The sequence below is a fragment of the Leclercia adecarboxylata genome (genome assembly GCF_023639785.1).
GTDB lineage: Bacteria > Pseudomonadota > Gammaproteobacteria > Enterobacterales > Enterobacteriaceae > Enterobacter > Enterobacter adecarboxylatus_D.
The window spans coordinates 2269394-2292680 of the sequence record NZ_CP098325.1; the positions used below are offsets into that span (position 1 = coordinate 2269394).

Consider the following 23287-nt stretch of genomic DNA (forward strand, 5'->3'; position numbering starts at 1 on the left):
AAAACCCACTGAAATATCCAATGTTACTGGAGGCTCCACCATGTCTGATGCACAGAACCGTCCGCCACTTCCTCCGTTTACCCGTGAATCCGCGATTGAAAAGGTCAGGCTTGCTGAAGATGGCTGGAACAGCCGCGACGCTGAAAAGGTCTCGCTGGCTTACTCTCTGGATACCAAATGGCGTAACCGCGCCGAATTTGCCAATAATCGCGAAGAAGCTAAAGGATTCCTGGAGCGCAAGTGGAAAAAGGAGCTTGAGTACCGTCTTATCAAGGAGTTATGGGCGTTTGGCGATAACCGTATTGCCGTCCGTTATGCCTACGAGTGGCACGACGATTCAGGTAACTGGTTCCGTTCCTACGGCAACGAGAACTGGGAGTTCGGGGAGGATGGGCTGATGCAGCGCCGTTTCGCGTGTATCAATGACATGCCTATCAAGGAAAGCGAGCGCAAGTTCCACTGGCCACTGGGCCGCCGTCCGGACGATCATCCGGGGCTGAGTGATTTGGGTCTTTAAGAACATCCTCTTTACCGTACTTCTGCAAGCACATTAGGGCTGCAACATGCGCCAGTAACTGCTATACTGTATGTATACACAGTATAGGGGGTGCAGAATGGCTGTTGAAACAAAATATGTGGTCGTAAGAAAAGGTGAAGAGAAAATGACATTTGCCAGTAAGAAAGAGGCTGACGCTCACGACAAACTGCTCGACCTGGCAGAAGCCTTCACCGACTGGCTGTTGCAGAGCGAAATGCAGATGGATGAGACGCAGGCTGAAAATCTTGGGCTCTATCTCGCCGAGCAGAAAGAGGCCGTGCAGCATATTCTGCGTACCAGCAAGCTTCCCGATCTCAATGCCGCAACGGCAACAGATAAACCCGAGTCAGATGCTGAGGGCGGTAAGAAAATCAGGGCTGTTAAAGCTGCCTGATTGCCAGAACACATCATCACTGAGTCTAAAGCCGCAAGCGGGAAACTGCTTGCGGCTTTTTTTACGTCAGTTATGGCCACATCAACAAGATATTGTCCGTAATTTCATCAGAATGTGTAGCTCATGCTTACCGAGACACTGCGCGGTTCGCCATAGACGGCGGAGTCATCAAGATACGAGTAATATTCCCGGTCGAACAGATTACGGACGTTTGCCTGCACCGCCAGCTGTTTCGTCAGCTGATACTGCGCGAACAAATCAACGAGGGGATAGCTGCCCTGATAGAGTCGCTGGGTCTCGCCGTCCGGGCCGGTAACATCTTTGTACACCCGATTCTGCCAGTTCACGCCGCCGCCTACGGTCAGATCCGGAACCACCGGAACGCGGTAGCGGCTGAACAGTTTAAGCTGCGTCTGCGGCGCGAAGCTGTTGAAGCGGCCGTCTGAATCACGGGCCACGTAGCGGGTCGCGCTAAAGGTGAGCTGCAGATTGTCGGTAACGGCACCGTTGACCTCAAATTCAGCCCCTTTGCTCACCGCGCCTTTGGTTGCACGATAGGCCTGTTCGCTGGATCCGTTCACAAATTCCCCGCTGATCGCCTCTGCCGCGTTCTCCTGTTCGATGCGGAACAGGGCAACGTTGGTGGTCAGGCGACCATCCATCCAGTCTGCTTTCAGACCGGTTTCATAGTTTTTGCCGGTGACGGGGGAGAGCCATGCGCCATCTTTTGTGCGTTTGGTTTGTGGGGCGAAAATCGAGGTATAGCTGGCGTAAGCGGAAAGGCTATCGTTGATGTCATAGACCAACCCGCCGTAAGGCGTGGTGTTGTATTTACGCATATCGCCACTGCTGCCGTCTGAGCTGTACTGGGTATAGCGTGCGCCAATAATCAGCGACAACGGATCCGCCAGCGACAGGCGTGCCGCCGTATACGCCGATTTTTGCCGCACGATATCATCCGCATTTTGATACCAGTCGCCCCACGCAGGTTCGGCCACGCTGCCGTCCCAGTTATTGTTAAAAATGCCGATCTGATCGCTGTCTAACGGCCCGTCTTTACTGAAGGTAGCATTGTGCTGGCGGCTATAACTGGCCCCGGCCATCAGCTGATGTTGACGCCCGAGCAGTTCAAAAGGCCCGCTGGCGTAGGTATCAAAGGAGTCCAGGGTGCGCTTGCCGCGATCCTTACTTCCCCAGCCTGACGCGCCTTCGCCGGTGCTGGCGTCCGGGTTGCCCATCACATAGAGCAGGGTGTCGTTAAACGTTTGCTCGCCGTGGGTTCCGTTGAAACGAACCGACCAACCATTTTCCCAGCTGTGGGTGAGGTTGGCGAAAACTTTACGCGACTCAACGGTGTAGCCTGTCCAGTCCGCCGAGGTATTGACGTTGCGATCGTAGTGGGTGCGGCTGCCGTTACTGTACAGGCTGGGTAATCCGCCCCAGGTAGGGTTGGCGGTGTTTGTTTGCTGATAATCCCAGCCCAGCGAGGCCGTCGTATGTTCCGTTAAGTCGCCTTCAATGGCGCCATAGAGAAGTTTCTTGCGCTTGCCATATCTGTCGAGCCAGCTGTCCTGATCCTGATAACCCGCCACTACGCGCCCGCGCAGGCTGCCTTCAGAATTGAGCGGCGCAGAGATGTCACCCACATAGCGCTGTTTGTTCCAGCTTCCATAGCTTGCGCTGACGTTGCCCCTGAGGGTTTTACTGTCGGCACGTTTACGCACCATGTTCACCGTTGCTCCCGGATCGCCAGCGCCGGTCATCAGGCCGTTTGCGCCGCGCACAATCTCGATACGATCGTAAATAGCGGTATCTTCCTGCGCGTCGCCAAAGTTCCACGCGTCGCCCATTGATGTGGGGATATCATCGTAAGCGAAATTTGTGATTTCAAAACCGCGGGAAAAGTAGCTGGAACGCTCGCTATCGGCCTGCTGCGACGAAACGCCGGTGGCATTGGTTAATACCTGGTCGATGGTTTGCAGGTCTTGATCCTGCATGCGCTGGCGCGTCACGATACTTACGGACTGGGGCACGTCGCGCGGTGTCAGCAGCATTTTGGTGCCTGAACGCGTGGTTTTCACCGCGTAATCCTGCTGCGAGTCGGCGCTCCCGTTCCCGTCGCCGTAGACCACCATCTCTTGTTCTTTAGCATTTTCCTCCGCCTGTGCCGGGTGCATGACGGCGGACATTGTCAGCGCAAGCAGTGAAAGAGAGAAGGGGGTATGACTTAACCCTGTGGGCGCTTTCGCGCGGTTAGCCCTGCCTTTAAAAATCATCTTGTTACCTGTCAGTTGTTGTTGTTTTTGCGAATCACTCTTTCAAATAAGAATGCCAATGATAATTATTTGCTTTATTATGCGCAGGTTATTTTGTAAGTTAAATGTAAATAAATGTATATTTATAAAATCAGCGTATTGCGCCTATAACAGGAACAAAAAATGAATAAATTTCAATGGGTAAAGGAAAAAACATGGAGCTTCAGCGTTCTTACCGCAGCGTTAGCCCTGAGCGCAACGGCGTCAGCAGCTACCCCTGATTCAGCTGCGCTCAAGCAGCGAGAACTCGCTGATGGTCTGTATGAGATGGTTTACTCCCCAACGGCAAACGCGCTTTACGTCGCAAGCGCGCAGGGTTTCAAAGACGTCAACGGCGGGGTGCTCTATAAGCTGGACCCCACAACGCTTGCCACGCAGGGTGAAACCCATACCGACCTGAAAAACTTCGGCATGGCGGCGGACGATAATGGCAAGGTCTACTACACCACCAATACTCTCGATGGCGGGGTATCGAAAGTGGACGTGCAAAGCGGCAAGGTGCTGCAACGCCTGATGTTTGAAGGCAGAGATAAGGATGGCGACCCGGTTGGCGCGCGAGAAATTCTCTTCCACAAGGGACTACTGTTCATCGGCGGCGTTGCCGATCCAGGCTTTATTTCAGTTGTCGACGCCAGCACCATGAAGCTAAAAGCCCGAATCGAGAATGCCGGAAAATGGGTGACGGGGATTATCTATTCGCCGTTGACCCATCGCATCTATGCCGCCAACGGCGGCGGTGAAATTCTGGTGATTAACCCGGGCACGCATAAAATCGAACAGCGCTGGACGCCGGGAGATAAAAAAGAGTACTTGTTCCTGAACATGGCAGAAGATCCGGCCACCGGGCGCCTGTTCGTGACCGATGATTCAAAAGCCAAAACCACGCTGGTATTCGATGAGCGCAGCGGTAAGGTCATCAAGCGTCTTGATGGTGATGCGCTGGGAATAAAGTTTAACGCTAAGCGTAACGAAATTTACATCAGCCAGCGTGAGTCAAAGAAGGTGCTTCAGCTGGACGCCAATAGCTATGCTGTGAAAAACAGCTGGACGTTCACCAGCCATCCCAACAGTCTGCTGGTAACACCGGACGGTAAAACATTATACGTAACGGTGAAGCAGGACTTTAATGACGACAACACGACGAAAGGTCCGGATAGTGTGGTTCGTATTTCATTAAATTAAAAAGTCAGCCATCCTGTGAGGGATGGCTGTATTCAGGGATTTCGACAGGAATAGTAAGGCAACCAAACTGAGGTAACATACGTCAATCTGACTACAATCCTCATTGCCTGATGTTAGTGCGCATAATGTATATTATGTTAAATGCGATATTCAGATTGGTCAATGCATTAACCTAACCCCTCCTGCCGTTTCTAAAGCGACTATGGCTATACCCCGCTCGTCTCTGCCTTGCTGTTTACGCCGTGTTGAAATCGCCAGTAATGGATTTGAACCCATCGGGTAACGCTGGGTGTTAAAAAAATACACCGCAGCACTTACCCTGATATGAAATACAGCATCAATTATATTTGAGCGTGATAGTCCCAGACGCATTGGCTTGCCCTGGTGTGACAACGTCATCAGTTTTGTAATACCACGCTTTAAATCGCAAGGTTTCAGATTCGCCTGCACCGCCTTCATTTGCCGGATCGCCATAGGCAGTTGCGGAACCGATATCTGCCAGCGCTGTTCCGTCGGCGGCAAGACCGCTCCCTTGTGACGCCGCTTTTACCCGGTTCGAACCGAAAGCCGTCACCGCCTGCCCCAGGGGCCACTGAGTAAATGCCTGTAGTGCGGGTTCATAGGCTGAAATTATCACACCCACGCCGGTTGCCGTGGTACCCGATTCAGCCTGATCCAGGGCGATCGCGGCACCGCTGGCGTTATCTCCCTGCGCAGGCGTCCCGTTTATGGTCATCGTGACGTTAGTGCCCGGTTGACAGGTTAGCCCCACATCCTGCTCAGGTCCTTCCACCACTTTATTATTATCAAATACCGAGGCATCCACGTCGCCCATAGTAAACAGCAGAGAAGAAACGGAGGCCGAACATCCCATCGCATAGACTTCGATCCGGGTATTGGAAAGAAAGACTTCTGAAGCGTTATCGCCGTTATCTGAACTGCTTTGCCCCTCACGAAATTCTACCGTTGCCAGTTTGCCACTCTCGAGCGCAAGGCTACCGCTCGGGATGGCGCCTCCCGTCGCAATCAGCTGTACGCGGTAGGCTGAGCCAGCCAGCGTATGGCTGCTCCCGCCATCGCCGGACTGCCACGAGTTATCAATGGGGCGTTCATTATCATAAGGTCCGGCCTGATTAATCGTATAAGTCTTTATACCGATTCCGGGGATCGTGGTGGGATAAATATTATCCCCTACGGGTGAAGCCGAGGCTAAATTAGTCGGGTTATAGTGAAAGCCGACGTAATAATCCCGGCTACAGTTTTTAATCGTGACGTCTCCGTCCGTCCCGCTGATATAGCCGGAATCGTACAGCACCTCGCCAGATGTGTAATTTTTAGCACTGACCAGTAGCTTAGAGGGTAATGGGATCGTCGTGATGGAAACATCGTCCCCGTTATCACGATTACAGGCCGCATAGCCGAGCTGCGGAATTATCCCCAGCAGTAACACGAAATAATAAAAATACGTTGACATAAGTTCTGCCTGCTGATTAATGCTCAGTTATAAACGACATTCAGCGTAACCGCGCTGCTGAACGCCCCCGGTCCCGGAGTGCCATGGGGGGTATACATACGGGCGGTGAACGTCATTTCGCCGGTTTGATTTTCAAGCGTGACCGGATAACTTATGCCGTTACCCAGCGCGATGCCGCTGATGGGATGTTCCCGGTCGCGGATAAACAGCTGCAAACCGACATCCGTCGCGCCGCCCGCCTCTGCCGCCACCTGGTTGGCATAGATGACCGAAGCATAAGCCGGGTCTTCCGCGTAAGGTGCGCCTGTAAAGGTCACCGTTGCCTGACTCAAGCCAGGGGTGCAACTGTCAAACGCGATGGTTACCGGCACGTTTCCCGTATTCCCGCCCGCGACGGCAAAATCTTTCCAGTAATACTTCCCCAGATCGACCGCCTCCGGTTTGGTAACGCTGCACGATCCCTCTACGATGTTTCCGGTGACGCGGAACGGAATGTCGTTGTGGTCGGTTAATGCCATTGCTGACGATATTCCCACTATGAATAGACCGCCCGCTATTCCCGCGCCGAGGCTGAGACGTTGAACAAATCGTGACATTAGCGTTCTCCCGTTTCGGGATGGCAAACCCCGTTGATAAACTGAATATCGGCCTGCGTCTTAGCCCCAGCCAGCGAGTAATCGACGTAACAATGTTTATCTCTCCCCTCGCCCCATTTGACCGTTAAGCGCCCTCTCTCTGCGAGGCCAACCAGATACGCCTCACCGCCGTCGCCGACGATACTGCTGCGGGTGTCATCCGAATCCTCGCTGGTCTGCGTCACTATTGCGCCGAACGGCACTGGTTTATCCTTATAGATCAGCGTCATCATCGCCTTACTGCCGATCCAGGTGTTGTACTTCACGCGCACCACCGCCCCTTTGGTCGGTACCACCGTTTTGGCGACGTTATCGATGGCAGCGGACGTTTCGCCAGCATCCACCGTGTTAAGAGATATCAGGGTACTGTGGTATGGACGCACATACGGCACAATTGCGTTACCGAAGCGGTCGGTATGGACGTTGGTCTGCCCGCTAACCGGCATGTCGGAAACTCCCGGGGTTTCAACCAGCGCCACGCTATCGTTGAGTTGTCGCGCCAGGGTGATGCCGTCGCTATGCATAACCATGCCTCCGCGCAGGCTGTAGTTCAGACGGCGGCTATAGTCGTCGTAGCTATAGCCCGCAGACATATCGGCATAGGTGCTTTGATAGCCGACGGTGACGTTGCCGTTGGTGGCTTCGGAATCGGCGTTGTACCCTTCGGAGACCTGCCAGTTGAGCTGATTATCCTGCAATGCGGTACCGGATACCCCCACGTTATGCGTGGTGTCACCGTTTTTACTGCTGTTCATCGAATAATTCGCCGAAATTGAACGAGCCGCCTCGCTGTGGCTGAAAGCGCTGAACGGTACGCTCAGATTAAGCGAGAAGACGTTATCGTCTTCGTAGTCAGAATCGTTGCTGTAGCTACCGTTCACGTTTTTCGTGTGGGCATAGTTGAACGAATATGATACCGGCCCCAGCGTACTGCTGAAGCCAAGGTTTACGGAGTCCGCATGTTCGCTGTTCCAGTACGAGGCGTCATACATGGTGAGGGACAGCGTGCCGACAGGCAGCGTCTGGGAGACCGTCACGTCAAAGCGGTTTCGCTCCCGGCCATTATCAACGGCGCTATTACCCGGATCCCAGTCATTGAGAAAATCCTGGAACGACAGATAACCGCGGGTAGAGAATTTATAGCCGGCGACGGCAATATCGGTGTTGGTCTGCTGGAGCGTCTTGCTGTAACGCACCCGATACGACTGTCCGTTATGGTGTTCCTGCTGACGCATGTTGTCCGGCTGCGGGATATCCGCCCATGACCGGGAAACATCCAGGGAGAGCGCCCCGGCGCTACCAAGGTTAAAACCGGTTCCGGCGATCAGGTTGGCGTATTTATTCTCCGCCTGAATATAGCCTCCGTATATCGTTACGCCTTTCCCCACGCCCCAGGCTGCCGAGCCCTGAATAAAGTTAAAATCTTCCGCTCGCGAGCCTGAACCGTCCTGACGTGTTTTGCCCGCCACCAGGCCATACTCAACCTGACCTTCTCGTTGCAACACGGGCAGCGTAGCGTAAGGCACGATAAAGCTACTCTGGGATCCGTCGGACTCTTTAATGACGACCTGCAGATCGCCGGAGCTTCCGGTCGGATACATATCGCTGAATTCGAACGGCCCCGGCGGAACAGTGGCTTTATAGATGCTGTGGCCGTTCTGATACACCGTGACCTCAGCATTGCTACGCGCAATCCCGCGGATCGTCGGAGCGAAGCCCTGCAGACTGTCCGGCTTCATATCGTTGTCCGAATACATCTGTATACCGGTGAAACCGACGCTATCAAATATGCCGCCGCGGGTAGTGCTTTGACCAAGTAGCAGCTGGCTTTTCAGGGATTTGATATTTCGCGAGGCGTACGTATACACGGAATCCCAGTTATTCTCAGATTCGGAATGGGTCCAGGTAGAATAGTTACGAAAGCGCCATGCGCCGATATTAACGCCCGGCTGCAGGCTCACGAACTGACTGCTGCTGTCCGTACCGTTGCGATGATGAAGATCCTGCTGGCCAGAAACGCTGTAGTTCAGCAATCCGGCATTAATACCTTCATCCCAGCGTTCCGGCGAAACATACCCTCTCGCGGTGTTGAATAACGCTATCTGAGGAAGATTCAGGTCAAAACGCTGCCGGGCCAAATCGATTTTTTCGTCCGCGCCGGGAATAGTGTACAGATCAACGCATTCGCTGGTTTTGTCCAGCTCGCTGAAGTAATTATCTACCCGCACGTTCCAGGCTTTAAGCTGGGTCACGCTGAGGCAGGCCCCCACGCTTTCTGACGACGAGGCGCTTTTCAATGGACGAAAAGAGAGGGTTTTGCTGTCTACCAGACTGCCGTTGAGGTAAATATCAACGTTGTAATCTCCGGGCGGTACCTGATCTTTGGCAAACAGACTAAGATCCATTTTCGGTGCTTCAGTGCCTTCCGTTTCCAGAAGATGAGGGTTGAAATGTTCCTGAGCGCTGGCACTGAGGGAGCTAAAAACAATGCTAAGCCCGAGTCCTAAAGTAAGGACGTAGGTAGGTTTATTTTTTTCCATTATGACCCTGTATCCCTGCGAGATACTTACCGTGCCGATATCAATATGAAGAGACTTTGTCCTGACCTTTTACGCCGTAGTCATTGATAAGCGACCAGGTGACTTCACCATGCGGCGGCATATTGCCTTCAGAAATATTCAGCGTGGAGAATGGCGCCACAAAATATTGTCCCTTTAGCGCATGATGATTAACTTCAATACGCGAAAAGTTCATATAAAACGGTGTAGGGTTATTGACCACAAGGGCAGACGTTGCCATGTACCATTTAAGCTTTTCCGCGCCCGACTCCGGTGTCTGTCCCCTTAGCGCAGCCGGGCGATAAATCAGCTTAATTTTCGAATTGATGGCAATCTGCATTGTATTTTTACCTTCGCTGCCGTCCGTGGCGGGAATACCTTTTACGTTTAGCCATAACAGCGATTCGCGATCTTCCGGAACGGGCAGACCTGAACGCACAATACGAATCGACGCCTTTTTTCCGGCTTCAAGACGAAACAGCGGTGGCGTGATAATCATGTTTTCTTTTTTCAGCGAACTGCCCTCGGCCGGGCTAATCCACGACTGTACCAGGTTGGTGACTTTGTCAGAGTTTTCAACGGATAACGAGGCGGCCTTGCGAGAGCCGTCAAAAATAACACGCGTACTTCCGGTAACGATACTGGCGGACGCGTTCAGGCTGGCGGCGCTGGCCACGCAAAGGATCGCAGCTGCGATGGGTTTCATAATGCACTCACATACGGAAAAGGAGGGTTACCCCTCCTGCGGGATCAGTTATAGCGGACGTTATAGGTGACAACAGCGTTAACATCACCAGAGACCGCCTGCCCGGTGGCAATCATCTGTGCGGTATAGGTCTGGCTCGCCGAGCCATCGGTGAACGTAATCGGATCGTTATCCGCGTTGTTTTCAACGATGGTGCCGTTAGTACCGCCCTGCTTCAGCTGTACGGCTACGTTGGTTGCAGCGCCCAGCCCCGCGGTATTGGCAAAGTAGGATGGGTCTGCCGCGTCCGGATCGACCTGGCCGGAGAAGACAATATTGGCCGTCGTGTCGGTTGGGCAGTTATTCAGATCGAAAACGAACTGCTTTGGCGCACCAAGGTCGCCTTTCACAGCGAGATCGGTTGCCGCCGTTGAGCCCAGGTCTACGGTCGCATTCGCCGTGCCGCCGTCAACGGCAATATCACAACCCTGATCCAGCACGGTTCCATTAAACGTTATAGTGTTAGAAGCCATCGCCGTGCTTGCGCCACAAAAGGTCAAAATAAGCGCCGCGCCAATTTTTGTCAGTTTCATTCTTTGAAATCCCAATAAAATAATAAACATCTTCATTATTTTTCCTGCTCGAGACACGCTGGCAGGAATATGATTTGTAATATCCGTAAGTGACATCATCAAACCGGGAATAAGGTTACAAGAAAGTTACGAACTTTGGTAAATTAAAGTAATTTAAATTTAGATAAATTCTTACTATAGCCAAACGGTCCATTTTGGTAGCATCCGCGCTATTTTTTCAGAGTTCGCTCAGCAGGCGATATAGCTGAAGCATATTAAGAACGACATATTTAAGCCAATGAGAACAACAGACATAGCCAATAAGTATAAAGATGGTCGCATTAACTTTTTGTAACCTGATGATGGTGAACTCACTACGCGGGCTAACAACATCTTTCGAAAATTTATTTTTAAACATCGAATAGCACTGTCTGCTTAGTTTACTATAAGCGCGCTTATTATATTGATCTCATCAATAAATCAACGATACCTCAGCGCGTCGACCTGCTGCATCGCGCTGTTTTTCTGCCTCGGGTATCACCTCAAATAAGAGATCTGATATGACTATTAAAAAGTTACGTTTAGTTTTATTGCTGGCCATTCCTGCTCTTGGCGTCGCGTCTGGCGGCTGGTTATATTTGAACAGTGGTCGTTATGTTGAGACCGATAATGCTTACGTAAAAGCCGACAAAACCGCGATCGGTGCGGAAGTTTCCGGACGTGTTATTAACGTGGCGGTAAAAGAAAATCAGCACGTCAATAAAGGCGATCTACTGTTCAGCGTCGATCCCAAACCTTATGAGCTGGCCGTGTCGCAGGCCAAATCAGAACTCAATGATACTGTCATCGCGCTAAACACCATCAAATCACAATACCAGAGCAAACTTGCCAATATTGCGGTGTCAAAAAGTCAGCTCGCCTTTGCACAGCGTGAAGAAGGACGTTTGCACAGACTGAACGGTCCGGGATATGTATCCGCCTCCGATCTGGATGGCGCTCACCAGAAAGTCTTATTAATGAAGCTCGAAGTGAATATGCTGCAAAAACAGCTGCAGGAAGTGGCTGACAGCTTTGGCGGCGATATTGCCACGCCAGTTGAGCAACATCCGCGTTATAAAAAAGCCCTGGCTGAACTAAATACGGCGAAAAACAACCTTTCCCATGTGAATGAATACGCCCCCTCCTCCGGCAGCATAACAAAAGTCCTGCAAGCCGGGGAATTTGTGCAGAGCGGTACCACGGCAATGCTGTTGGTTTCGGACAGTAATCTCTATGTCGAAGCTAACTTTACCGAAAAAGATCTGGCCCATATTCGCGATAACCAGCTTGCTGATATCAACGTCGACTATGCACCCGGCGTCACCTGGCACGGTAAAGTCAGCAGCATCAGCCCGGCAACAGGCGCGGAATACGCCGTGATCCCCGCGGAGAACGCCACCGGTAACTGGGTGAAAGTTACGCAACGTGTACCGGTGCGTATCCGTCTGCAAACCGAATCGAACAAGCCGCAGCTTCGGGCTGGTCTGAGCGCCACCATCAAAATTAATACCCAGGCTGATGCCGGTAGCGCTTCCTGAGGAGGGGCTTATGTCTGATGTCATCGCAGCGCCGCTGCCGCAAAAGAAAAGTGCCGATCACCGCATGTTGATTACCTTCTCGGTAATGCTGGCGACAATCATGCAGGCGCTGGATACCACCATTGCGAATGTGGCACTGCCGCACATGCAGGGTGCAATGGGCGCCACCCAGGATCAAACCTCCTGGGTACTCACCTCTTACATTGTGGCGGCCGCCATCACCATGCCCCTGACCGGGTTCGTTTCTGCCCGTGTTGGGCGCAAGCGTCTGTTTACCTGGTCCGTGGTCGGTTTCACCCTCGCCTCTATGCTCTGCGGCGCGGCGCAGTCTATCGATCAGATTGTCCTTTTCCGTCTGGTACAGGGAATTTTTGGCGCAAGCCTGGTGCCGCTGTCGCAGTCGGTGATGCTTGATGCCTGGCCGAAAGAAAAACATGGTTCAGCCATGGCGATGTGGGGTATGGGCGTAATGATAGGCCCCATTCTTGGGCCCTCGCTGGGGGGATGGCTAACCGAGTACTACAGCTGGCGCTGGGTGTTCTATATCAACATTCCGTTTGGTGTGCTCGCCTGGCTTGGGATCACCACCTTCGTCAACGAAACGGCGATCGACAACCGACGTAAATTTGACCTGCTGGGGTTCTTTTTTCTCAGCGTGGCGATTGGCAGCTTGCAGCTATTCCTCGACCGCGGTGAGTCTAAAGAGTGGTTCTCAAGCGGGGAAATCATTATCGAAGCGGCTCTCGCGGGCACGGCACTGTACCTGTTTATCGCGCATATCTTTACCTCGAAAAAACCCTTTATTGAGCCCGGGATTTTCCGCGATAAAAATTTCGTCGTCGGACTGCTGTTCAGTTTTGGTATGGGGACCATTCTGCTGGCAACCATGGCGCTGATGCCGCCGCTGTTACAGGGTTTTATGCACTATCCAGTGATTGATGTCGGTCTGCTGATGACGCCACGCGGGTTCGGCACCATGTTCAGCATGATGCTCGTCGGGCGTATCGCCGGTAAAGTGGATTTGCGCTATGTCATTGCCGCAGGCGTGGTGATCATGGCTATTTCACTCTGGCAGATGACGCATTTCAGTATGTGGATGAGTCAATGGGATATTATCAGTAGCGGCGTGGTGCAAGGTATTGGTATGGGGCTAACGTTCGTGCCGCTCTCCACCCTCACCTTCTCAACGCTGGCGCCGCAATATCGTACCGAAGGGACCTCTCTCTATTCGTTGATTCGTAATATCGGGAGCAGTATTGGCATCTCTGCGGTGACCACCTATTTAGCGCAGCAGAGCCAGCGTAATCACAGCATTTTTGCAGAATTTATTAATCCCTTTAATAAGGCCCTGCATGAGAATATTCACCATGGCGCCTACAGCCTGCATAACGCACCTGGGTTAATGGCGATTAACGGGGAAGTGACGCGCCAGGCGACAGTGCTTGCCTATTATCAGGACTTTCGCCTGATGATGTTCTTATGCTTAGTGCTGTTACCGCTAGTGCTGCTGTTTTCTAAACCGATCCGGGTCGAAGAGCCGATTCTCGAATAATATGTTTCCCGGCCTGTTCTGCTGAGCAAAATTTATTTTTAAATCAATTTTCGGTTAGGTCTGAACGGTGAGTTTGTTAGCATTCCCGCTGTTTATTATTTGCTGCAAACTAAACCGTTTCAGAAAAAGGGAAAATTGGGCATGATTAATAAAAAAAATATTCTGGCAGTAACCGTCTCAACGTTAATGATGGCCAGTGCAGGTGCGATGGCTGCACTTCCGTCAGGGAATAATGATAACGGCATGAATACCAATGCGGGCACGGATGCCGGGACCCAGGGCACCGGCGGCGTGGTTCATTTTACCGGGAAAATCACTGATGCTTCCTGTAACGTCAGCACGGATACCGCGGGTCAGACTGTCGATTTGGGCACATGGGCAGCCTCGTACTTTGCATCACAAAAAGAGACCACCCGCACCCCTTTCCATATTTCGGTTGAGGGCTGTCCGGACTCGGTCAAATCCGTTGCCGTGCTGTTTGATGGCACCAAAGACACGACAGACAATGCGCTGCTGGGCCTGAATTCCGCCGTAGACAGCGACGGGAATACCGCGACAGGCGTGGCCGTTAAACTGTATGAAAGCGATCGTAATACGCAAATTAAGATTGGCGATATCTCTAAAGAGGTTGTACTTGCTGAAGGGGAAGACTCCACCACGCTGAATTTCTACGCCAACTATAACGCCACCGCGGATAACGTCACCACTGGAAAAGCGGATGCGGATGCAAACTTCCTGATGGTTTATAACTGATATTTTTTAAATAAGCAGAGATCGCTCTGCTTATTTAATTATGATGGGAGTCAACATGAATAAGAAAACACTGGCGATACTGTTTTTATCCCTGGGATATGGCCTTCCCGCCCATGCCGGCGTGGTCATGGGCGGAACGCGTGTTGTTTACCCTCAAGGGCAGCGGGAAGTTGCCTTTTCAATTACCAACATGGAAAAAGAGACCCCCTATTTAATCCAGTCCTGGATTGAAAACTATGACAGCGCCGATAAATCAGCACCGCCGTTTGTTGTGACGCCAACCTTATTTCGCCTTGATGCTGAGCAAAAAAATACCCTGCGGATTAGCTATCTGGGCACCCCCTTGCCTGCTGACCGTGAGTCCGTTTTCTGGCTCAACGTCAAGAATATTGCGCCGACTAAAAAAGCAAACAGCAATAAACTGCAGATTAATGTGAAATCAAAATTCAAAATCTTTTATCGCCCATCTGGCTTAAAAGGTGATCCAGGCCAGGCCTATAAAAAACTCAATTTTACCTGCTCCGGAAACAGACTGACCGTACACAACCCTTCGCCATGGTTCGTCTCCTTTTATGAGGTCAGGGTTGGTAACAAAGAGTTAAAAGAACCTGGCATGGTTGCGCCGTATGCAGATCGTAGCTGGAACACCGCCTGTTCTGGGGCGATTAGCTGGCAAGCGATCAACGATTTTGGTGGGCTGACGCGCCTTGCCACCCAGTCCTGATATCCCTTCGATGAAGGTTAGCCTTCTCTTCTTATACCGTTACATTTAGCGCACTCCAGCTGATGAAAACCTTCTCCATGAGTCGCACCGTCCGATTCAACCTGGTTTTTGTTACCGGGGTGCTGACGTTCTACTGCAGCATGCGCAACGCGCAGGCGGATGACTATTTTGATCCGAATGCATTAGAGATCACGTCCGGGCAGCAGCAAACAAGTGACCTGACCTGGTTTTCCCGGCAAGGCGGGCAAAAGCCCGGACGCTATAAAGTCACGGTTTTCGTTAACCAGACCCAGGTCGATGAACGCGAGCTGGAGTTTATACAACAGGACGCACAGCTGCTGCCGGTGCTGAATGCGGGCTACCTGGCCAGACTGGGGGTGAACACCGGGGCATTTCCGGGGTTTCAGGCTCTGCACGAAGGGGATACGTTTTCCGACCCAGGACAATTCATCCCCGATGCGTCTGTAAAGTTCGATTTCGCCGAAAACCGCCTGGACTTCAGCATTCCGCAGGCGGCAATGCGGCAAAAAAGCCGGGGGTTTATCCCTCCGGAGCAGTGGGATGATGGCATCCCTGCCGCCTTTATCGATTACAACCTGACGGGTTCGACAACCCATATCAACAACATTCACGACAGTGACAATTTTCTGAGCCTCCGTTCCGGTTTTAACCTTGGCCCGTGGCGCGTACGCAATGCCTCTTCGGTTGAATACGGCTCTGATCATCACTGGCAAACCCAGGGGACATCGGTCAAACGCGCGATTAAACGCTGGAAAAGTGAGCTGATGCTGGGGGACGGATATACCTCCGGCGACGTCTTCGACAGTTTTCAGTTCACCGGGATGCAGCTGGCCTCTGATGAAAATATGCTTCCCGACAGCGAGCGCGGTTTTGCGCCTACTATCCGCGGCATCGCCCACAGCAATGCGCGCATCAGCGTGCGTCAGCACGGTTACATCATCTATGAAACCTATGTTGCGCCCGGGCCGTTTGTCATCAACGACCTGTTCCCCACCGCCCAGAGTGGCGATCTCGACGTCACTATTCGCGAGAGCGACGGTAGCGAGCGAAAGTTCACCCAACCCTGGTCTTCTGTGCCTTTTATGTTGCGGAAAGGACGCGTTAAATTCAGCGCCAGTGCCGGTAAATTTACCAGCCCGGACGCGGATGGCGATACGCCCAGCTTTGTCCAGGCCTCTGCTTTCTATGGCCTGGCCTCAAGCCTCACGCTTTACGGTGGGGCGCAGTTATCCAACCATTATCAGGCGCTGGCCATAGGTGTCGGCAAGGATTTTGGCCAACTGGGTGCAGTGGGTATTGATACCCTTGCTGCCCGCGCACAGCTGACGGATAACAGACAAGCTCAGGGTCAACAGTTACGCGCCCAGTACCATAAAAATTTTGCGACGACAGATACCTCCCTCGATCTGTCCAGTAACCACTACACAACCCGCGATTTTTACAGTTTTAGCGAAGCGAATGATTATCGGGATCCCGATCAGCACGTTGAAAACCGCCGAAACCGTACCGAGCTCAGCCTGACGCAAGATTTCGGTGGCTGGGGCAACATCAGCGCATCGTTTTACCGGCAGAAATACTGGGATGCATCTGCCGTAGACAAGACCGTGCATGTGGGATACTACGCCAGCTATAAGGGCATCTCCTGGAGCCTGGGATACTACCTCACCCGCTCACGTTCAGATGACAGCGATAACGAACGTTCGCTTAACCTGAGCGTGAGTATTCCGCTCAGTCGCTGGTTGCCTGGCGGTACCATCAGTTACAGCCTTAACAACAATCTTAATGGCCACACCACGCAACAGGTTTCCCTTTACGGAACGGCGCTTGCACATGATCAGCTCAGCTACAACATTCAGCAAGGTTTTGACAATCAGGCCCATGTTGCAAACAGCAATCTGGCGCTGGCCTGGCATGGCGGCTCGGGCAGCGCCAGCCTTGGTTATAGCCACGATCGCTATAACGATCGTCTCAACTACGGTGCGGCCGGTGGCATTGTGGCGACGCAATATGGCGTGACGCTGAGCCAAAGCCTTGGAGACACCATTGGTCTGATCCGCGCAGAGGGCGCACCGCAGGTGCAGATTGAAGGGGCCACCAATGTTCACACCGATTTCCGCGGCTACGCCGTCATGCCGACCCTCTCGGCTTACCACAAGAATACGCTTTCACTGGATACCGAAACCCTGGCGGATGAGGTTGATCTTGAGCAAAACAGCCAGACGGTCATCCCTACCAGCGGCGCGGTGGTGCTGGCGAATTACCACGCCCACGTAGGCGTGAGGACCCTGATTACGCTCACTTATCAGGGTCGCCCCCTCCCGTTTGGTGCCAACGCCTTTGTTACCGGTGCGAACGAGGCGGCATCCAGTACAGGGATCGTGGGTGACGGCGGACAGGTCTATCTCAGCGGCGTACCGCTAAACGGGGTGCTCCATGCCAGCTGGCGTCTGCAGGGGCAGGCAATCCATTGCTCGGCGCCCATTACCTTGCCTGCGGCAACCGAATTTAGCCCCGTCAGGCTGCTGGCGGCAAAATGCAATTAAAGACAGAGGATCAGGTAAAAAAAATGACAAGGATACTTCGGGTAATAACGGTTCTGGCCAGCTGCATTTTATCTTTTCCCTTTCAGGCCGTTGCAGGACAGACGTGCCCCCCAACGATGAACGATGCGGTGATCAACTTCCAGAATTACTCCATTACGGATAATCCCTCCCTCGCGCCGGGCTCAATGCTGTCCGGTGCGATACTGGGGCAGGAAAACCGCTCATTTTACAACTGTGCTGAAGGCACGGGCCCGGTCACCATGCGTTTTGTCGCAGACAGCGGCTTAACCGTCTCTGGTGTGAGCGGCGTAGCGCCTAACGGGACAGGCGCCCCGGCCTCCGTTTATGATGTCCCCGATATTCCCGGCGTAGGGTTTGCTGTCGGCGTCAGGGAAACCACCCACTGCGCGGGCCAGCCCGTCCACTATATCGCGGCGGGTGATGACAGCGTGGCGGTGTGCAGTACGAATGATCCTTCGCAAATGGCCACGCAGTTCTTCGTGGTGTTCTATAAAACCGCGCCGGAAATTACCTACGAACAGCCGAACAGCGGGCAAATCAGGGCGGGAAAACTGATTCTGGAAGATGCCAGCGGAGCCGTGATATCCGAGGCGGGTGTGACTGTAGATGTGGCTGCAACCGACCTGAAAGTGCATAAATCGAGCTGTTACATCACTGATGCCAACATTAGCGTCGATATGGGACAGACCAGCGTCAGCGATCTCAATAACGACATCGATGGGGAAAAGCATCGCTTTACGATCCACCTTTCCTGCGAATCGACCCAAACCAACGCCGTGAAGATAGGCTTTTTTGGGCCAACTGAAAAAGACGGGGCGAATAATGATGTCTTTACCCTGAGTCAGCAGGACGCGGCAGCCACCGGCGTGGGTATCCGTATTCTTTACGGCGACAGCTATGGCTCCGCACAGGGTAAGGCAGTGCCGCTTAACAGCACCGGCGTTGAAGCCTTTGCGAACAGTACTAACCAGACCCGGTTCAGTCTGAATTATGATGCCCAGTATGTTCGCACCGCGCCGAAGGTTACCGCCGGGCAAGCCGACAGTCTGGCGACCTTTAGCCTGATCTATAACTGACGAAAGGGAAATCAGACCCTGAGCGCATCTTCTCGGGGTCTGTATTACTGAGCCTCAACGCACGTCCCGACACACCTCGAGCACTTTCTCTCTCAGCCATCGATGCCCCGGATCTTTTTCCATTCTCGGATGCCACATCTGGGACACCGTGATGCTTCGGGTTTTAAACGGCAGCTCAAACACATGCAGTTGCTCCGTCATCTGCTGATTGAGCAAATAGAGCGCCGGGACCATGGCGATAAAATCTGATGCCAGCGCCACGGATAATGCCGTGGGGAAACCCGGTACCACGCTCGCCACTTTTCGCGTCAGGCCCGACTCCGCCAGTGCATCATCCACAAACCCCTGTAACGAACCGTCGGGCGCGGCCACCACATGGCCCCAGGCAGCATAATCCTTTATGCCGATGTGCGGCAGTGATGCCAGGGGATGCGTCTTACGCACGGCACCCACAAACCTGTCCTGAAAAAGTCGCTGCAGACGAATTTCCGGCCCCATATTGCCCTGAACGCCAATTTCCAGATCAACCAGCCCCTCACGCAGATAGCGTGATGTTTTTTCCGGCTTAGGCGCAAAGCGGAGACATACGTCGGGCGCCGCTTCGGCCACGGCAGCAATCAGCGCCGGGCCAAACGCGACGACAAACCCGTCGTTGGCTCTGATGGTAAAAAGCCGCGCCAGTTTCTCCACCTGCAACGTTTCCATTGAAGGCTGCAGCACCGCCCTTGCCTCCTGAACGGCATTTCTCACGCGCGCCCGGGAGGCTTCCGCCCAGGGGGTCAGCACCATATTACGTCCGGCCCGCACCAGAAGCGGATCGCCCGTCACTTCTCTCAGGCGGCTGAGCGTGCGGCTCATGGCGGATGTGCTCAGGTTTAAGCGACGTGCGGCCCCCGCCACGCTGGCTTCTGCCAGCAGGATGTCGAGTGCAACCAGCAGGTTAAAATCGGGATCGGACATGTTGAACCTCAGATAAGGCGTTACGTGCAATGATTAAGTGTAACCCATGCGTCTTCCGCCTTATATACCGCGTGCTTATAGTTTCGTCATCAAAACCGACCTCTGGAGTCAAAATGATGACACTGTTTTCAAACCAACCTGGTGATGACGGGCTGCCGGGCCCGGAGCGCGCCCGGGTGATGATCGCCGTTATGATGACCACGCTGATGGGCGTCTTCGATGGTGCCATGATCAATATTGCTCTGCCGTCCATGGCGCAGGCGATGCACGTGCCTGCCAGCTACGCGGTCTGGTTCGCCAACGGCTATCTGCTCTCCGCAGCAACGACCCTGATGATATTCGCCTCGCTTGCCGCCCTGTTTGGCACTCGCCCCATTTTTCTGGCCGGGCTTACGACGTTTACGCTGACATCCCTTGGCTGCGCGCTGGCGCAAACCCCGGAAATGCTTACGGCAATGCGTATCCTGCAGGGGATCGGCGGCGCGGCTACGTTGAGTATTGCCCCGGCGATCCTGCGTTCTGTTTTTCCGGGACGCCTGCTCGGTCGCGTGCTGGGTCTGCATGCCCTGCTTATTGCCTCCAGTACCGCCATTGCGCCCGTGCTGGGAGGCACGATACTGGACACCCTGAGCTGGCAGTGGCTGTTTGCGATTAACATCATTCCCGGATCCTTCGCGCTGGTGCTGGCTGGCAAGGCATTACCCGGAAAATCAACCTCCGAAAACGCGGCGTTCGACGCCCCCGGCGCGGTGCTCTCGGCGGTGCTGTTAGGCTCAACGATTATGGCGGCAAACAGTCTTCATCTGATGGCTGCCTGCTGGGGGCTTGTGGCGCTGGTCAGTGCGGTTCTGTTTATCTGGCATATCCGCCGTGCCCGGGCGCCGTTGCTGCCGCCCGTCATGTTCACAAACGGCCGTTTTACCCTCGCGGCATTAACCTCGTTGGCTTCGTTTGTCAGCCAGGGTATTACGTTTATCGCCCTGCCTTTTCTGTTCCAGAGCGTGTATGGCTACAGCCCCGTTGTTTCCGCCCTGCTGTTTATCCCGTGGCCGCTCGGCATCGTGCTGATTGCGCCTCATGCGGGCCGATGGGCGGACAGGATCTCTGCGCCGCTGATCTCCACCCTCGGGCTGGCTATTTTTGTCCTGGGGTTGATCCTGTTGGCAATGCTGCCCGCCGCGCCTTCTGTCTGGGATATCTGCCTGCGCAGTCTGGTGTGCGGCATCGGATTTGGCTGTTTTCAGAGCCCCAATAACCGGGAGATGCTGGCGAATGTTTCTCGCGAGTACGCAAGCTATGCCTCGGGAATATTGTCTGTTGCGCGAACTTTCGGGCAGTGTCTGGGCGCCGCCGTGGTGGGGATCCTGCTGACTATCCTCTCCCCTGAGACCGGCCAGGCGTTAAATGAAGGGGCCATTCATTTTGCCCTGTGGGTGGCGGTTGCGGCGTCTGTCGCGTCGGGGGTATTTAGCCTGAGTCGGCTGCGCAAAACCCTGGCCCTCTCTCCGGGAGGCAATCGGTAACCATCTCAACTAGACTTCTTAGCGGCTGTACGTCTTCACCTGTGACTCAGCCCACTTCACTCAGGTTCTTTTACTCCCCGAGAGGTCTACCATGTCATTTGTCACCACCAAAGATGATGTCAGTATCTTCTATAAAGATTGGGGTCCCAAAGATGCACAACCTATCTTCTTCCACCACGGCTGGCCATTAAGCGCTGACGACTGGGATAACCAGATGTTGTTCTTTTTGGCTGAAGGGTTCCGCGTTATCGCCACCGACCGTCGTGGTCATGGCCGTTCAAGCCAGGTCAGCGACGGGCACGATATGGATCATTATGCCGCGGATGTTTCTGCCGTCGTTGAACATCTGGATTTGCAGAATGTGGTGCATGTCGGCCACTCCACCGGCGGCGGACAGGTTGCACGCTATGTGGCGAAATACGGACAACCCCAGGGCCGCGTGGCTAAAGCAGTGTTAATCAGCGCCGTACCGCCTTTGATGGTGAAAACCCCGGATAATCCGGGCGGTACGCCGATAGAGGTGTTCGATGGATTCCGCAAAGCGCTGGCCGCAAACCGGGCGCAATTCTATCTCGATGTCGCAACCGGCCCGTTCTACGGTTTTAACCGGACCGGGGCAGAAATATCCCAGGGAACCATCCAGAACTGGTGGCGACAAGGGATGATTGGCAGCGCGAAAGCGCACTATGAGGGCATCAAAGCCTTTTCAGAAACCGATCAGACCGAGGATCTGAAAGCGATCACCGTGCCGGTACTGATTTTGCAGGGCGATGACGATCAGGTGGTGCCTTACAAGAACGCCAGCCTGCTTCAGGATGAGCTTATCAGCAACAGCACGCTTAAAGTCTATCCGGGCTACCCACACGGGATGCACACCACGCACCCTGATACGATCAACAAAGACCTGCTGGAATTTATTCGCAGCTGAATAAGTAAAACGGGTGGCTGGTGCCACCCGTTTTATTTCAGTGCTCTTTATAAGGAGGCTTTCAACCGTGCGACGGCCTCTTTCAGGTTTTCATCCGTCACGCTGACGTAAGACATGCGCAGCGTGGCATGATCCGGTTCGTTGCAGTAGAAGAACTCGCCTGGCACATAGACCACACCGTTGTTGAGCGTCTTTTTCAGCCACTCGGTGGTGTTCATCTCATATTTAAATTTCGCCCACAGGAACATACCGCCCATCGGCTTGTGGAACGTCAGATGATCGCCCAGCTCGCCTTCAACTGCCTGACAGAGGATCTCGCACTTATGCTTATAGGCATCACGGATCAACGCGATTTGCCCCGCCAGACGTCCGGTCGTCAGATAGTGATAAGTGAGCGATTGCGACAGGGAGCTGGTGTGTAAGTCGGTAGCCTGCTTGAGGATGACAACCTGGCGTTTCACCCAGTCCGGCAGCACTAACCAGCCGACTCTTGCCCCCGGCGCAAGGATTTTTGAGAACGTCGAGGTGTAAATCACATTGTCGCTGCAGCCCATTTCTGCCGCCCAGGCTTTTAACGGGGTGAAGGTCTTGTCGGTAAAGTTGATTTCGCCGTAGGGATCGTCTTCGATAATGACGAAATCGTAGCGCTGCGCTAATTCCACTAACTGCTTACGGCGCGGCTCTGACAGCGTTACCCCGCCTGGGTTACCAAACGTCGGGACGATATAAACCGCTTTGACTGGCGTGGTCTTAACCAGCGCTTCCAGCTCATCAACAATCATCCCTTCGCCGTCGGTACCCACCGACATCAGGTTAGCTTCCGCTAACTGCAGAACCTGCAGGGCCGCGAGATAGGTCGGACGTTCGACCACCACGATATCGCCCGGGTTGATCAGCGCCCGCGCCAGAATATCCAGCGACTGTTGGGAGCCGGAGGTCACGACCACGTCGTCAATACCGCAGCGAATTCCCCGGCCGCTCAGCAGCTGGCAAATTTCTCCGCGCAGCTCCGGGCTGCCCTCGCTCAGTCCATACTGAAACGCGTCTTTCCAGGTGCTGGAGAGCACTTTTTCCATCGCCATTTCCAGCCCTTCACGATCGAAAAGATCCGGGTTAGGAATGCCCCCGCCGAGTGAAATCACCCCTTCCATCTTGCTGTGTTTTAATAGTTCTCTGATGGCTGATGACTGGAGGTTTTGTACTTTGTGGGCAATTTTGTTCTGCGACATTTTTTCGTTATCCTGGTTTGTGTTATC

19 protein-coding genes are annotated in these 23287 nt (G+C 53.5%); 11 read left to right on the forward strand and 8 right to left on the reverse strand.

What is annotated here, in order from left to right:
* The first annotated feature begins 40 nt into the window (after window positions 1-40).
* Complete coding sequence (locus NB069_RS10955) at window positions 41-517, forward strand: DUF1348 family protein (RefSeq protein WP_250589370.1); 477 nt, start codon at window positions 41-43, stop codon at window positions 515-517.
* A gap of 97 nt (window positions 518-614) precedes the next feature.
* A complete protein-coding gene (locus tag NB069_RS10960; protein WP_250589371.1) occupies window positions 615-932 on the forward strand; it encodes a YebG family protein in 318 nt (105 codons plus the stop codon).
* 107 nt (window positions 933-1039) lie between these two features.
* Here the strand turns inward: NB069_RS10960 and fhuE are convergent, their stop codons facing one another.
* On the reverse strand, window positions 1040-3208 hold the full coding sequence (fhuE, locus tag NB069_RS10965; protein ID WP_250589372.1) for a ferric-rhodotorulic acid/ferric-coprogen receptor FhuE: 2169 nt from the start codon (window positions 3206-3208) through the stop codon (window positions 1040-1042).
* A gap of 162 nt (window positions 3209-3370) precedes the next feature.
* On the opposite strand from fhuE, the gene NB069_RS10970 reads away from it, so the two are divergent.
* On the forward strand, window positions 3371-4429 hold the full coding sequence (locus NB069_RS10970; protein ID WP_250589373.1) for a YncE family protein: 1059 nt from the start codon (window positions 3371-3373) through the stop codon (window positions 4427-4429).
* 337 nt (window positions 4430-4766) lie between these two features.
* On the opposite strand, the gene NB069_RS10975 is transcribed toward NB069_RS10970, so the two are convergent.
* The 5 genes from NB069_RS10975 to NB069_RS10995 all read right to left on the reverse strand — a co-directional run bounded on the left by NB069_RS10975 (window position 4767) and on the right by NB069_RS10995 (window position 10374).
* Window positions 4767-5903 (reverse strand): type 1 fimbrial protein, encoded by a 1137-nt coding sequence (locus tag NB069_RS10975; protein WP_250589374.1) that lies wholly within the window; start codon window positions 5901-5903, stop codon window positions 4767-4769.
* 23 nt (window positions 5904-5926) lie between these two features.
* Window positions 5927-6421, reverse strand: a complete 495-nt coding sequence (locus tag NB069_RS10980) for a fimbrial protein (RefSeq protein WP_250589375.1) — start codon at window positions 6419-6421, stop codon at window positions 5927-5929.
* Between the two features lie 77 nt (window positions 6422-6498).
* Entirely contained in the window at window positions 6499-9078 is a 2580-nt protein-coding gene (locus tag NB069_RS10985) for a fimbria/pilus outer membrane usher protein (RefSeq protein ID WP_250589376.1), read from the reverse strand.
* Window positions 9079-9118: 40 nt separating this feature from the next.
* A complete protein-coding gene (locus NB069_RS10990) occupies window positions 9119-9802 on the reverse strand; it encodes a fimbria/pilus periplasmic chaperone (protein ID WP_250589377.1) in 684 nt (227 codons plus the stop codon).
* 44 nt (window positions 9803-9846) lie between these two features.
* Window positions 9847-10374, reverse strand: coding sequence for a fimbrial protein (locus tag NB069_RS10995; RefSeq protein ID WP_250589378.1), 528 nt, complete (start codon window positions 10372-10374; stop codon window positions 9847-9849).
* 539 nt (window positions 10375-10913) lie between these two features.
* Between NB069_RS10995 and NB069_RS11000 the strand changes: the two genes are divergently transcribed.
* The 6 genes from NB069_RS11000 (at window position 10914) to NB069_RS11025 (ending at window position 18620) form a co-directional block, all read left to right on the forward strand.
* Window positions 10914-11930: an HlyD family secretion protein gene (locus NB069_RS11000; protein ID WP_250589379.1), complete on the forward strand. Its 1017-nt coding sequence runs from the start codon at window positions 10914-10916 to the stop codon at window positions 11928-11930.
* Window positions 11931-11940: 10 nt separating this feature from the next.
* Complete coding sequence (locus NB069_RS11005) at window positions 11941-13482, forward strand: DHA2 family efflux MFS transporter permease subunit (RefSeq protein WP_250589380.1); 1542 nt, start codon at window positions 11941-11943, stop codon at window positions 13480-13482.
* A 141-nt stretch (window positions 13483-13623) separates the two neighbouring features.
* Complete coding sequence (locus tag NB069_RS11010; protein ID WP_250589381.1) at window positions 13624-14235, forward strand: fimbrial protein; 612 nt, start codon at window positions 13624-13626, stop codon at window positions 14233-14235.
* A 55-nt stretch (window positions 14236-14290) separates the two neighbouring features.
* On the forward strand, window positions 14291-14959 hold the full coding sequence (locus NB069_RS11015; protein WP_250589382.1) for a fimbrial biogenesis chaperone: 669 nt from the start codon (window positions 14291-14293) through the stop codon (window positions 14957-14959).
* Window positions 14960-15036: 77 nt separating this feature from the next.
* A complete protein-coding gene (locus NB069_RS11020; RefSeq protein ID WP_250589383.1) occupies window positions 15037-17523 on the forward strand; it encodes a fimbria/pilus outer membrane usher protein in 2487 nt (828 codons plus the stop codon).
* A gap of 116 nt (window positions 17524-17639) precedes the next feature.
* Complete coding sequence (locus NB069_RS11025; RefSeq protein ID WP_250589384.1) at window positions 17640-18620, forward strand: fimbrial protein; 981 nt, start codon at window positions 17640-17642, stop codon at window positions 18618-18620.
* Between the two features lie 54 nt (window positions 18621-18674).
* On the opposite strand, the gene NB069_RS11030 is transcribed toward NB069_RS11025, so the two are convergent.
* Entirely contained in the window at window positions 18675-19580 is a 906-nt protein-coding gene (locus tag NB069_RS11030) for a LysR family transcriptional regulator (RefSeq protein ID WP_250589385.1), read from the reverse strand.
* Window positions 19581-19696: 116 nt separating this feature from the next.
* Between NB069_RS11030 and NB069_RS11035 the strand changes: the two genes are divergently transcribed.
* Together NB069_RS11035 and NB069_RS11040 are read left to right on the forward strand one after the other, a co-directional pair.
* On the forward strand, window positions 19697-21103 hold the full coding sequence (locus NB069_RS11035) for an MFS transporter (protein ID WP_250589496.1): 1407 nt from the start codon (window positions 19697-19699) through the stop codon (window positions 21101-21103).
* A gap of 91 nt (window positions 21104-21194) precedes the next feature.
* Window positions 21195-22031 (forward strand): alpha/beta fold hydrolase, encoded by an 837-nt coding sequence (locus NB069_RS11040; protein WP_250589386.1) that lies wholly within the window; start codon window positions 21195-21197, stop codon window positions 22029-22031.
* Between the two features lie 47 nt (window positions 22032-22078).
* On the opposite strand, the gene NB069_RS11045 is transcribed toward NB069_RS11040, so the two are convergent.
* Entirely contained in the window at window positions 22079-23260 is a 1182-nt protein-coding gene (locus NB069_RS11045; RefSeq protein WP_250589387.1) for a PLP-dependent aminotransferase family protein, read from the reverse strand.
* Window positions 23261-23287 lie beyond the last annotated feature (27 nt).